The following is a 12145-nucleotide window of genomic DNA, read 5'->3' on the forward strand; positions in this document are numbered from 1 at the left end:
TTTCAGTTATTTGGAAAATTCATCTTCCCATTGACCATATAATAGAACTCTTATATAATTTGTGCTGCTACATAAATGAATACTTATATGGTTGAGGTGTACTATGGAAAAAATAAAAATGAATATCGGCCAGGCGGCCGATCTATTCAAAATCATGGGTGACCGTACAAGGTTGTCAATGATCGCCATGATGAACAGGCGTGAGTGCTGCGTCTGTGATTTTACAGAATGCTTCCAGATGAGCCAGCCGGCTGTCAGCCAGCACTTGAAGAAACTGCGTACGCTCGGTCTCATCAATGAAAGGAAAGAAGGCTACTGGACGTATCTTTCACTGAATGAAGACAGTCCTTTCTACGAAATGATTCCTGAACTTATTGCTGTCATACCGGATATCGATGCACACATTTCATCCTTGATTACGTCATGCAGCAGAGAGGATTGCTGCTGATGGAGAGCTTCCAGTCCATCATTGCGGTCGTCCTGTTCCTCGTCACTCTGTTTCTCGTCATCCGCCAGCCGCGGGGCCTTGGTATCGGCTGGTCCGCATGTATCGGTGCAATCGTTGCCCTGCTCTTCGGTGTGGTGAGCCTTGGTGATGTAGCCACCGTATGGGGCATCGTCTGGAATGCCACATTGACTTTTGTCGCTGTCATTCTCATTTCGCTGGTACTGGATGAGATCGGCTTCTTCGAATGGTCCGCACTCCATATGGCACGTTTTGCCAAAGGGAGCGGTCTGAAGCTTTTCGTCTATATCATCCTGCTCGGTGCCATCGTCGCCGCACTGTTTGCCAATGACGGTGCTGCACTGATACTGACACCGATTGTACTCGCAATGGTCAGGAATCTGAACTTCACTGAAAAGATGGTCATGCCATTCATCATGGCCAGCGGATTCATTGCAGACACTGCTTCCCTGCCGTTCATCGTCAGCAATCTGGTGAATATCGTCTCTGCCGACTTCTTCGGCATCGGCTTCATTGAATATGCTTCCCGCATGATTGTACCGAACCTGTTCTCGATTCTTGCGAGCATACTCGTTCTCTACATATTCTTCAGGAAAAGCCTGCCTGCGGATTATGATCTGACTGAACTTAGGCGTCCTCGTGAGGCAATTCGGGATCGGCGCATGTTTTCATGGTCGTTCCCGGTGCTTGCCCTATTGCTCATCGGATACTTTCTGAGTGAACCACTCGACATACCCGTTTCCGTCATTGCCGGTATCATCGCCCTGTTCTTCATATTGATGGCACGAAGTAGTGAGGCTGTACCAGTCAAGTCGGTCATCAAAGGCGCCCCCTGGGATATCGTCTTCTTCTCTCTCGGTATGTATGTTGTTGTATACGGGCTGCAGAATGCCGGACTGACAGGCATCCTTGGACAATTTATCGGTGCCGCCGCCAGCCAGGGACTGTTTGTCGGTACAATGGTAATGGGCTTCACTGCCGCCATACTGTCCTCTGTCATGAACAACATGCCCACCGTCATGATCGATGCGCTCGCAATTGCCGAGTCCGGCACAGAAGGGCTGGTTAAGGAAGGGCTCATCTATGCTAATGTCATCGGATCCGACCTCGGACCTAAAATCACCCCAATCGGCTCACTGGCAACACTACTTTGGCTACACGTACTGAAGAAAAAAGGTATCCATATATCCTGGGGGTACTACTTCAAGATCGGCATCATGCTGACCATACCTGTCCTGTTCATAACACTGTTCGGACTGTACCTATGGCTGCTCATCATTTCATAATATAGAGGAGAATTATCATGTCCAAACCCATCATCTATTTTCTATGCACAGGCAACTCATGCAGAAGCCAGATTGCGGAAGCTTTTGGCCACAAGCATCTGGACAGCCAATATGAAGTCCATTCTGCCGGAATCGAAGCACACGGCCTGAATCCGAAAGCCGTGGATATCATGGAAGAAGCCGGCATTGATATTACCAATCAGCAATCGAACATCATCGATAACGACCTGCTCAACCGTGCCGATTACGTCATCACCCTTTGTGGTGACGCCAATGACAACTGTCCGATGACCCCATTGCACGTCAACCGTATGCACTGGGGGTTCGAGGACCCTGCGAAAGCCACGGGCTCTGAAGAGGAAGTTCACGCCATCTTTGCAGATGTACGCGACGCCATCGAAGAGCGGATCATCCGATTCAAAAATGAAGGCAAATAGAAAGAGGAGGCTCTGAGGGCCTCCTCTTTCTATTTACAGTTCACCTACATACCTTCAATGCTGTTGCATGACAGCAATTATTTAAAAAGTTGATTTATTTTGTCAATTCAGGGGCTTTATCTTTGAACTTTGCTGCCATTTGCATAACAATGGATGTATTAGAACAAGGAGGGGTTTGATGATTTCTTTATTTGATCCATATGCAATCAAAGGTTTGGAATTGCGCAACAGGCTGGTCATGGCGCCGATGTGCCAGTACAGTGCGGTGGATGGGATACCGGACGAATGGCACTTCACCCACTATACTTCACGGGCGGTCGGTGGTACCGGGCTGATCCTGTTCGAAATGACGAATGTTGAATCAAGGGGAAGAATTACAGACCACTGCCTCGGCATCTGGTCCGATGGACACGTCCCCCACTACAAACGTATCGTTGATGCGTGCCATCGTCATGGTGCGAAGGTCGGTATACAGCTGGCCCATGCGGGCAGAAAGGCACGGGATACGGAACTGCCTGTATCCAGCTCTCCTATCGCCTACAGCGATGACTTCAAGACCCCTCATGAACTATCCACTGAGGAAGTGGAGGAAATGATCGATGCATTCCGCTGGGGTGCAAAGCGGTCAGTGGAAGCTGGTTTTGATACAATCGAACTCCACGCCGCCCACGGCTATCTCATCCATCAGTTCCAGTCCCATCGCACAAACAAGCGGTCGGATGAATACGGGCAGGACCTGAGTCTTTTCGGGTGCAAAGTCATAGAGGCGGTAAAATCGGTCATGCCGGAAGAGATGCCGCTCATCTTGAGAATATCTGCTGTTGAATTTGCGGAGGGGGGTTATGACCTGGATCATGCCGTCTGGCTGTCAAAGCAGTATATCAAAGCCGGAGTCGATATGATTGATGTTTCGGCAGGTGGCGAGGGGAAACCATCCGAAGACCGCTTCCCCGGCGCCTATCCGGGCTATATGGTCCCTTATGCGAAAACCATCCATGAAGAAACAGGCATTCCGGTCATGGCTGTCGGCCTGCTGGATGATGTCAATCTCGCTGAACACGTCGTCGCTTCAGAAGAGGCGGACCTCATTGCCATCGGCCGTGGTCTGCTGCGGGACCCCTACTGGGTGCTGAATGCTTTACAGGAGAAAAAAGAAAAGAGCGAATCATTGATCCCTGAACAGTACGAGCGCGCATATTAGAATTCTGGAGGCATACTGATAGATGAAACATTCCTTGAATAAATCACATTTCTACTACGCAATGTCAAAAGATAATGAAGCCGCACTGACAGTCGACACTGGAGATACCATTGAAATAGAGACACATGACTGTTTCCAGGGCCAGATCACTTCTGCGGATACAGTACTCGACACTCTTGACTGGGACCAGATCAACCCGGCCACCGGCCCAATATATGTAGAAGGTGTAAAAGCCGGCGATGTACTCAAAGTCGCGATTGATGACATTGCGCTCGATTCCCGCGGTGTCATGCTGACCGGGCCAGGACTTGGTGTCATGGGGAAATCACTCGAGCACATGGAAGCAAAGATGTTCGAAGTGAATGCTGCAGACGGCCATGTTTCATTCAATGGACTGGAACTACCGCTGAATCCGATGATCGGTGTCGTCGGGGTCGCACCGGAAAACGCGCCGGTCAACAATGGTACGCCTGAACGCCATGGTGGCAACATGGACAGCAAGAAGATTACGACAGGCGCCGAACTCTACCTTCCTGTATTCCATGATGGTGCGCTGTTCGGCCTCGGTGACGTCCATGCCAAAATGGGTGATGGCGAGATCAGTGTCAGCGGCCTCGAAGTCGGCGCAAAGATCACAGTGACGTTGGACAAGGCCCACAATATGGCGACACAGCACCCTGTGGTCATCGACCAGGATGGCATTCATATGATGGTTTCAGACAAAAGCCTGGATACAGCAGTCGAAGAGTCGGTAAAGCAGATGATTGCTCTCCTCCATCCGCATACCAATCTGACACTATCCGAAATGACGATGCTGATGAGCCTTGTTGGTGAAACACAGATCAACCAGGTCGTCGACCCGCTCAAGACGGCACGTTTCTTCGTGCCGCGCCATGTACTGGAACACTACGATATTTCTTTCAATTAGGGTGGGGGTAGAATGAAAATAGTCATTGCACCGGATTCCTATAAAGGGACACTCGATCAGCGTGAAGTAGCGGCAGTGATGAAAGCATCACTCGAAAGACTTGGGCACACGGGCATCATGAAACCGATGAGTGATGGCGGAGATGGACTGCTCCAAAGTTTCAGTAATGAAGGCTACGCACAGATTACCGTCAATATTACCGGCCCTGAAGGAGAAACTGTCGAAGGCGTCTACTATTTCAAAGATGGCACAGCAGTCATTGAAACAGCGGAAGCCTGCGGCCTTCATCTCATTACTTCTTCAAATCCCCAGGACCGGACTACATTCGGCGTCGGCGAGATGATCATGCACGCGATGGATCAGGGTGCTGATCATATCATCCTCGGTCTCGGTGGTTCAGCTACAAATGATGGGGGTTACGGGATGTTCATGGCACTCGGCGGCCGGGCTACCGGAGTGGATGGACTGCCTTGCGGCATCTTCAACAGGGATATTTCAAAAATCACATCAATTGATACAGACTCTCTTCGCAAGCTTGACAGTATCACCCTGACCATCGCTTCCGATGTCAGCAATCCTCTACTCGGTCAACGCGGTGCCGTACCGGTATTCGGACCACAGAAAGGGATTGCCCCTGAAGAAGTGGAATTGTTCGAAAAGATGCTTCGCCACCTATCGGAAAAAGCTCTTAAAGTATTCCCGAAAAGTGACCCCGATGCTCCCGGCGCCGGCGCTGCTGGTGGCCTCGGCTGGATGCTGATGAATCTGGGAGCCCGGATGAAACCTGGTGGTGATCTGGTTGCTGAAAAGATTCATCTCGAAGCGGCGATCATGGAGGCGGACGCCGTCATTACCGGTGAAGGGAAAAGTGATGGCCAGACCCTCCATGGCAAAGTGCCATCCGTCGTTGCGAAGCTTGCCATGAAGCATGAAAAGCCATGCTATCTGATATCAGGGCAGGTGACTGAGGATTTGAGTGACCACTTTACAGCTGCATTTGCCCTGGCAGAAACAGAAGACGATATTCAGCAAGTGATGGAAGACACATCATCCTACTTGGAAAAGAAGATAAAAGAGATATTCTCGAAATAAAAACTGTCCGGATGTGTAGTGCACCCCTAAAGTTGAACTCCAAAAATTCAACTTTAGGGGTGCACATCAATGATTCCGGACAGTTTTTTAGTCATCAAAGCTGAAGTTGTCAGGGTTCTTGCCTATACGCTGGTTCCTGTCGAGACCATCAATCCGCTTCATATCTTCATCACTGAGCTCGAAATCGAAGATATCGATATTCTCTGCTATACGGGACCGGTTCACGGATTTCGGGATCGTGGACACACCGTTCTGTACATCCCATCTCAAAATGATCTGGGCGGGTGTCTTATCATATTTCTCCGCCAGTTCCCGAATGACCGGCTCTTCAAATACGCCGCCGCGGTTAAGAGGAGCCCATGCCTCCAACTTGATGTCATGGTACTCACAGTAGGCGCGCATCTCTGTCTGGGCAAGATACGGATGGTATTCCAGCTGGTTCACCATCGGTTTCACGCGGCACATTGCAAATATGTCTTCAAGGTGCTGCTGATGGAAGTTGCTGACGCCAATCGCCTTCACTTTACCTTCGTCGTATAATTTTTCAAACGCCCGCCATGCTTCAGTGTATTTGCCCTCGATCGGCCAATGGATCAGGTAGAGATCGAGATAGTCGAGTCCAAGGTTTTCGAGACTGATGTCAAAAGCTCTCAAAGTCTCTTCAAATCCTAGATCATCATTCCATACTTTCGTCGTAATGAACAAGGATTCTCTTGGCAGACCGGATGCTTTAATCGCTTCCCCTACACCTTTTTCATTGCCATAGAAGGAGGCTGTATCGATATGCCTATAGCCGGCTTCAAGTGCAGAGAGCAGCACATCCTTCATCTGATCGCCTTCCTCGACTTTGTATACACCAAGTCCGATAATCGGCATCTCCACACCATTATGCAGTGTATACGTATCTTCAATTGATCGCCCCACGTTCCTCAATCCTTTCATAGTTGCTTTCATCTTTCATCATATTCCACTTGGCTCATATATATCAAACATATTACAAATATTCCATTCGTCATCATAGCCACCGGTGTTTCTGTTAAAATATATAATAAGAAAATTCATCAGAGTATCAAGTTGCAACGATTGTGCATTTAAGGAGTTTTTGGAAATGAATAGAATAAATATCTTGGTAACTGGTATCGGTGGCCCCATTGCTCAAGGAATCATCCAGGGTCTCAAAAAAAGGCAGGATATCAGGATTATCGGTGTCGATAGACGTGTTGTAACAGCTGGACACCATCTATGTGATCATACTTATCAGGTGCCCCGCTATACCGATACACAAAAGTATCTATCTGCCTTGCAGGAAATCACTGAAGCAGAAAAGATAGATGTCATCTTCCCCTCTCTTCACGAAGAGGTAAACATTTTTCATAAGCAACGCAACATATTCAAACCACTCATTGCCCTGCCGAACAGTGACGATTTCGAAACACTGATGCATAAGGAACATGCATATCAGAAACTCAGGTCATTGGGACTTGGCAAGTACATCCCTGTATATAGGGGATTCAATTCGAAAGAAGAACTGTTGGAAATCAAGGAATCTCTATTCAAGTATGACTCCCATTTTGTCGTCAAGACAGTGGACAGCTACGCTTCCCTCGGGTTCGCCATTCTGACCGATAAGGAAAACTATCTGTCTGCACTGAAGCATGCAAGAAAACACATCATCGACTTCGAAGACTACTGCGAAATCATCGATCCCAAAGCGCGTAAAATGGCGATGGAACGCATCGAGGGCAAGGAATTCAGTGTGGATGTCCATCTCTACAAAGGTCAGGTGGTTGTTTCTGTACCAAGAGAACGGACAGGGGTTTCCAACAACATTGTTCTGGATGGCAAAGTCGTCCAGCATGAAGAGCTGATCTAGGCCTCAAAGGAGATCACCGAAAGCCTGGTGACCGATGGATTCATCAACATCCAGTTCATGGAGAGCGAAACCGGCTATAAACTGACTGATATCAATCCCCGCTTCTGCGGCAGTCAGGTCATGAGCCTCGGCGCAAACGTCAACTTCCCCTCGCTGTTCATCGACTATTTCCACCTCGGCAATGCGGTTCCGGTAGAACCTGTCTGGAATACAAGAATGCTCAGATTCAGAGATCAGATATTCATATCTGAAGATTAGAACTGTGTAAACATATGAAAAAAGCAGTCATACTACTTATGATCCTGACCATCGTTTCCAAGATCTCCGGATTTTTCAGAGACCTGACACTGGCCTATTTTTATGGTGCATCCGAAATCAGTGATGTCTTTCTGCTTGCCAACAGCATTCCGACCATCGTCTTCGGCGTAATTGCTGCAGGCATTTCAACAGGATACATCCCACTCTATTCCCGGATTGAAAATGAGCTTGGATTGCAGGCTGGTATAAAATATACAAACAATCTGATAAACGTGCTGCTCGTGGGCACGACCTCAATCGTCATACTCGCATTGATTTTCACCGAGTACCTGGTGAAAGTGTTCGCCATCGGATTTGAGGGAGAAACACTTGCCCTTGCCGTAATGTTCACCCGCTTCAGTATTTTTGGCATCTACTTCACGATTGTCATCCGTATTCTGAGTGCCTATCTGAATTACAATAAAATATTTGCCGTGCCTTCATTGATCGGCATCCCGATGAACTTCGTCCTGATCGTTGCCATCATCATCAGCAGCCGTACAGAGTGGATTCTTGTACTCGCCATGGCAAATGTTATCGCCCTGTTTGTACAGTTTCTCATCATCATGTTCTTCTCACACCGGCATGCTTTCAGATTCAAGCCGATATTCAAACCAAAAGACAGGCATATCAAGGAAATGGCGGCGCTCGCATTTCCAGTCATTCTCGGCACCAGCGTGTCACAGCTCAACCGTCTCGTGGACCGCTCACTTGCCTCCTGGATCACTGTGGGCGGCATTTCATCCATCAATTATGCCAACACGATGAATACCGCCTTTATCGGAATCTTTGTCGCTTCCTTTGTGACAGTATTCTACCCGGATATATCAAGAAAGGGTGCCAAAGGCGATATGGACGGCCTTAAATATACGATGAACCAGACCATACTCGGCGTCCTCATCCTGATCATCCCTGCAACCATCAGTGCCATGATACTTGCAGAACCAATCGTACGCCTCTTGTTCGACCGGGGTGCATTTGACGAAAAAGCAGTCGCACTCACAACGTCTGCGTTCTTCTTCTATGCCATCGGACTGGCAGGCACCGGCATCAATCTGGTGCTGACACGTGTGTTCTATGCCCTGCAGGATACAAAAACACCGATGATCAACAGCGCAATCGCCATGGGAATCAACCTTGGCCTGAACTTCCTGCTTGCGCCGATACTCGGGCTAGGAGGACTGGCACTCGCAACCAGCATCTCATCACTGATTACAGTCGTGCTGCTGACATACCAGCTGCGCAAAAAACTCGGCCGCCTGAACCTCCGGACACTCATTCCTTCCGTCATCAAAATGACAGGCGCAGCAGTCCTCTCAGCTGGAGTCGCCTTTCTGGTCTTTGGCGCATTGGAAGCTGCCGCCGGCCTATACATCAGTATGATTGCAGCCCTTTTCGTAACGGTAGTGCTTTATTTCGTTTCAATCACGCTACTTAAAGTTGAGGGCGTCCAGACGTTCATAGATGCAGCACTGAGCCGCTTCAGAAGAAAGGGGTAGAAAATAATGCTGGACAAGCATAAAGTCATATCACTCACCTGCTTCCTGACATGCATTTTAATCTGGGTATCTAATGTGGTCTTTCAAGTGGCCAGCCCCTTTTGGATGCTGACTCTCCTCATTGCGCCTTTCGGACTCGTCTTTGCCCTATTAGGAAGAAGTTTTTGGCTGGTCATTGGCAATACCCTGATGTTCTTCAGTTTTTTCATACTCATGGCTACTGGATATTATATAAATTCAAGATCAGCAGGGTTCATACTCAATTTCTAACATGTTTCTCCATACAATAAATAACGTCCATTCTCTATCGTGAGAATGGACGTTATTTATTGTATGGAAATGTATTGATGTGATTTCTTATTCTAATCGAAATATCAGGAGCAGGTTCCTATAATAGTACAGCACCATATACAAGGCCGAAAATTATGACGAGTGCGGGATGGACTTTGAATTTTGTCAGCATCAGCAAGCTTGCTACAGTCAGTATGACTGTATGGATCACTCCTGAGTCAATGTAGGAACTGCTGAAGAAATCGAATGCGATGATGCCGAGCAGTATTGCAATGACCGGCCTTATCAAGGTGGTCAATGTATCGAATTTCTTCGTGCCTTTGAGTTTATACAATAGACCCGCCAGGAACACCATGAGCAGCAGTGACGGCATGACTGTGGCTGCAACTGCGACTGTTGCACCGAGTACACCGCCCACTTCAAAACCGATGAAACCGGCCATCTTTGTGGCAATCGGTCCCGGCAGTGCATTACCCAGAGCCAGCACTTCCGCGAACTCCTGGGAAGTCATCCATTCATAGTTCTGTACAACCTCCTGCTCCACAAGCGGAATCGAGGCGGGGCCGCCGCCGTAACCGAGTATTCCGGGGATGAAGAAGGCGAGAAATATCTTCAGATAGATCATATGCGCCCCTCCTTCCTGAGCAGACTGAAGCCGACGATCAGCAGAATGATGATGGCAGGGTGTATTTCAAGCACTGCCAATAGAACAAACGCGACGAGTGTAAACAGAATGAGAAACTGCCATGTCGTCCTGCCCTTCGCCTTGGCCAGGAATTCATACGTCAATATGAAGAGCATCACACCGACTACAGGCATGACACCATGACTCATCCCCTGCACCCAGCCGAGATCCTTGAACTCGGTAAAAAGCTTCAGCAGGATGATCATCAGTATGATGGTCGGAAGAATCGTTGCAAAAACGGCATTGGCCAATCCGAGCCACCCTTTTTGCAAGTATCCGATATAGCCGGCGAGCTTGGTCGCAATCGGTCCTGGGAGTACATTGCCGATGGCAAGCGCATCCTGGAACTCCTCGTCGGTCATCCATTTATAAGTATCAACCACTTCTTTATGTACAAGGGGTATGGACGATGGTCCACCGCCGTACCCCAGCATTCCTACTTTGAAAAATGACCAGAAAATTTTAAAATGCATCGTTTTCTCCTAATAGATAGATATTGAACCGTCTGTCCGTGATTCGGTACCGCCAATCAGAGCACCATCCTCGCCACGGATGATGACCTGCCCCCGTCCGAAACTGTTCGGTTCGAGATTGACACTGACTTTATGACCCCGTCTGGCAAGTGCCCGGGCATGATCGGCATCGAAGCGATCCTCGACGTCGATGTCCATGCCGGATTTGAACTGCCATCTCGGCGCATCCAGTGCACTTTGCGGGTTCATGCCATAGTCGATCAGATTCATGGCGACCTGCAGATGTCCTTGAGGCTGCATGAAGGCACCCATGACACCGAATGGACCGACTGGCCTGCCTGCTTTTGTGATGAAGCCCGGGATAATGGTATGGAATGGCTTTTTGCCACCCCCCACATAATTGGCATGGGTCTCATCCATCGAGAAGTTGTGCCCCCTATTGTGCAGGGCAAGGCCGGTCTTCGGAATGACGACGCCGGAGCCGAATCCCATATAGTTGCTCTGGATGTAGGACACCATATTGCCTTCACTGTCCGCTGTTGCCAAATATACCGTGCCACCCTGTGGCAGATCACCGTGTGTTCTCAGTTCTGCCTGTTCAGTGATTTCACTGCGCCGCTGTTCCAGATATTTTTCATCCAGCAGATCGGCTGTTTCCACTTTCATATGTGCGGGATCTGCGACATGGGTCGTCGTATCGGCAAATGCCTGTTTGATTGCTTCTATCTGATGGTGATACGTCTTTTCGTCCAGTGTTTCGAATGCATCATCTTTCAGCATACCGAGTGCCATCAACGCTGTCACACCCTGACCGTTCGGCGGAATTTCATGAATTTCATGTCCTTTATAGCTCATACTGATCGGATCCACATACTCGACTTCAAAGTTTTTAAGATCCTCATGTGTCAGCAGTCCACCTGTCTCATTGCTGTATTCGACGATGCGGTCGGCAAGCTCCCCTTCGTATACACTTTTGGCATCTGTCTCCGCAATGTCCTCGAGTGTTGCAGCGTGATGCGGCAGCCTCTTTATTTCACCAGCAGTTGCTGTGCCGAAAATATTGAGCCATGGCTTGATCTCTTCAAATTGCTCAACCTGCTGGCTGTAGTTCTGGTAGGCAGCCTGCCAGTATTTTGCAACGACCGGTGTAATGGCAAACCCTTCACGTGCTGCCCGGATTGCTGGTGCAAGCACTTCCTTCAATGTCAGGTTCCCAAAGTCATCGATCAGACTTGCCCATGCTTTCGGAACCCCGGGTACATTGACAGGCAGCCAGCCGAACTTCGGCATCTCATTGAATCCTTTTTTCCTGATTTCTTCCATGCTCAGTTTTTCCGGGGAACGCCCGCTGGCATTCATGCCGTGCAGTTTGCCGTTCATCCAGGCGATCATGAAGGCATCTCCGCCGATACCATTGCTTGTCGGTTCCACAACAGTCAGGGTGGCTGCTGTTGCAATGGCTGCATCCATGGCATTGCCGCCCTGCTTCATCACCTCGATGCCTGCATCGGTGGCGATTGGATGTGTTGTGGCCACCATCCCATTTTTTGCGTAGACACTGAAACGTCGATTGAGATACGGGTAACTGTAATGATTCATATGTACTCTCCTTTTTGA

The 12145-nt window shown here is 48.9% G+C and carries 13 protein-coding genes; 9 read left to right on the forward strand and 4 right to left on the reverse strand.

From position 1 onward, the window contains the following. Positions 1–103 precede the first annotated feature (103 nt). The 6 genes from GQ671_RS07795 (at position 104) to GQ671_RS07820 (ending at position 5410) form a co-directional block, all read left to right on the forward strand. A complete protein-coding gene (locus GQ671_RS07795; protein ID WP_160655236.1) occupies positions 104–448 on the forward strand; it encodes an ArsR/SmtB family transcription factor in 345 nt (114 codons plus the stop codon). Continuing rightward, entirely contained in the window at positions 448–1752 is a 1305-nt protein-coding gene (locus tag GQ671_RS07800; protein WP_160656317.1) for an arsenic transporter, read from the forward strand. Before GQ671_RS07795 ends, GQ671_RS07800 begins: the two co-directional genes overlap by 1 nt. 17 nt (positions 1753–1769) lie before the next feature. After that, positions 1770–2189, forward strand: coding sequence for an arsenate reductase (thioredoxin) (arsC, locus tag GQ671_RS07805; protein ID WP_170288669.1), 420 nt, complete (start codon positions 1770–1772; stop codon positions 2187–2189). A 178-nt stretch (positions 2190–2367) separates the two neighbouring features. Then, positions 2368–3390 carry an NADH:flavin oxidoreductase/NADH oxidase gene (locus GQ671_RS07810; RefSeq protein WP_160655239.1) on the forward strand — a complete coding sequence of 341 codons (1023 nt, stop codon included), beginning with the start codon at positions 2368–2370 and terminating at the stop codon, positions 3388–3390. A gap of 22 nt (positions 3391–3412) precedes the next feature. Beyond that, on the forward strand, positions 3413–4318 hold the full coding sequence (locus tag GQ671_RS07815) for an acetamidase/formamidase family protein (RefSeq protein WP_160655242.1): 906 nt from the start codon (positions 3413–3415) through the stop codon (positions 4316–4318). A gap of 12 nt (positions 4319–4330) precedes the next feature. After that, positions 4331–5410: a glycerate kinase gene (locus GQ671_RS07820; protein ID WP_160655244.1), complete on the forward strand. Its 1080-nt coding sequence runs from the start codon at positions 4331–4333 to the stop codon at positions 5408–5410. A gap of 87 nt (positions 5411–5497) precedes the next feature. On the opposite strand, the gene GQ671_RS07825 is transcribed toward GQ671_RS07820, so the two are convergent. Beyond that, the gene (locus GQ671_RS07825) at positions 5498–6364 is read right to left on the reverse strand and encodes an aldo/keto reductase (RefSeq protein ID WP_246153205.1); all 867 of its coding nucleotides are present in this window, start codon (positions 6362–6364) and stop codon (positions 5498–5500) included. 154 nt (positions 6365–6518) lie between these two features. Here GQ671_RS07825 and GQ671_RS07830 point away from each other — a divergent pair, with 154 nt between their 5' ends. The 3 genes from GQ671_RS07830 to murJ are packed head-to-tail and all read left to right on the forward strand — an operon-like array spanning position 6519 to position 9079. Beyond that, entirely contained in the window at positions 6519–7283 is a 765-nt protein-coding gene (locus GQ671_RS07830; RefSeq protein ID WP_246153206.1) for an ATP-grasp domain-containing protein, read from the forward strand. A gap of 12 nt (positions 7284–7295) precedes the next feature. Continuing rightward, the gene (locus tag GQ671_RS12995) at positions 7296–7541 is read left to right on the forward strand and encodes an ATP-grasp domain-containing protein (RefSeq protein ID WP_322789473.1); all 246 of its coding nucleotides are present in this window, start codon (positions 7296–7298) and stop codon (positions 7539–7541) included. A gap of 14 nt (positions 7542–7555) precedes the next feature. Beyond that, positions 7556–9079 carry a murein biosynthesis integral membrane protein MurJ gene (gene murJ / locus GQ671_RS07835; RefSeq protein WP_160655247.1) on the forward strand — a complete coding sequence of 508 codons (1524 nt, stop codon included), beginning with the start codon at positions 7556–7558 and terminating at the stop codon, positions 9077–9079. A 388-nt stretch (positions 9080–9467) separates the two neighbouring features. Here murJ and GQ671_RS07840 read toward each other — a convergent pair whose 3' ends face one another. From GQ671_RS07840 to GQ671_RS07850, 3 genes are read right to left on the reverse strand one after another with little or no spacing between them, the layout of a single operon-like run. Further along, on the reverse strand, positions 9468–9995 hold the full coding sequence (locus GQ671_RS07840) for a chromate transporter (RefSeq protein WP_160655250.1): 528 nt from the start codon (positions 9993–9995) through the stop codon (positions 9468–9470). Next, the gene (locus GQ671_RS07845) at positions 9992–10528 is read right to left on the reverse strand and encodes a chromate transporter (protein ID WP_160655253.1); all 537 of its coding nucleotides are present in this window, start codon (positions 10526–10528) and stop codon (positions 9992–9994) included. Before GQ671_RS07845 ends, GQ671_RS07840 begins: the two co-directional genes overlap by 4 nt. A 9-nt stretch (positions 10529–10537) precedes the next feature. Beyond that, positions 10538–12127 (reverse strand): gamma-glutamyltransferase family protein, encoded by a 1590-nt coding sequence (locus tag GQ671_RS07850; protein ID WP_160655256.1) that lies wholly within the window; start codon positions 12125–12127, stop codon positions 10538–10540. Positions 12128–12145 lie beyond the last annotated feature (18 nt).

The organism is Salinicoccus hispanicus, assembly GCF_009831115.1.
Taxonomy (GTDB): Bacteria; Bacillota; Bacilli; order Staphylococcales; family Salinicoccaceae; genus Salinicoccus; species Salinicoccus hispanicus.

Excerpts from the sequence above, each read along its gene's own strand:
- murJ (WP_160655247.1), top strand. The coding sequence starts at position 7,556 with ATGAAAAAAGCAGTCATACTACTTATGATCCTGACCATCGTTTCCAAG.
- GQ671_RS07845 (WP_160655253.1), bottom strand. The coding sequence starts at position 10,528 with ATGCATTTTAAAATTTTCTGGTCATTTTTCAAAGTAGGAATGCTGGGG.
- GQ671_RS07815 (WP_160655242.1), top strand. The coding sequence starts at position 3,413 with ATGAAACATTCCTTGAATAAATCACATTTCTACTACGCAATGTCAAAA.
- GQ671_RS07840 (WP_160655250.1), bottom strand. The coding sequence starts at position 9,995 with ATGATCTATCTGAAGATATTTCTCGCCTTCTTCATCCCCGGAATACTC.
- GQ671_RS07795 (WP_160655236.1), top strand. The coding sequence starts at position 104 with ATGGAAAAAATAAAAATGAATATCGGCCAGGCGGCCGATCTATTCAAA.
- GQ671_RS07850 (WP_160655256.1), bottom strand. The coding sequence starts at position 12,127 with ATGAATCATTACAGTTACCCGTATCTCAATCGACGTTTCAGTGTCTAC.
- GQ671_RS07825 (WP_246153205.1), bottom strand. The coding sequence starts at position 6,364 with ATGAAAGCAACTATGAAAGGATTGAGGAACGTGGGGCGATCAATTGAA.
- arsC (WP_170288669.1), top strand. The coding sequence starts at position 1,770 with ATGTCCAAACCCATCATCTATTTTCTATGCACAGGCAACTCATGCAGA.
- GQ671_RS07820 (WP_160655244.1), top strand. The coding sequence starts at position 4,331 with ATGAAAATAGTCATTGCACCGGATTCCTATAAAGGGACACTCGATCAG.
- GQ671_RS07800 (WP_160656317.1), top strand. The coding sequence starts at position 448 with ATGGAGAGCTTCCAGTCCATCATTGCGGTCGTCCTGTTCCTCGTCACT.
- GQ671_RS07810 (WP_160655239.1), top strand. The coding sequence starts at position 2,368 with ATGATTTCTTTATTTGATCCATATGCAATCAAAGGTTTGGAATTGCGC.
- GQ671_RS07830 (WP_246153206.1), top strand. The coding sequence starts at position 6,519 with ATGAATAGAATAAATATCTTGGTAACTGGTATCGGTGGCCCCATTGCT.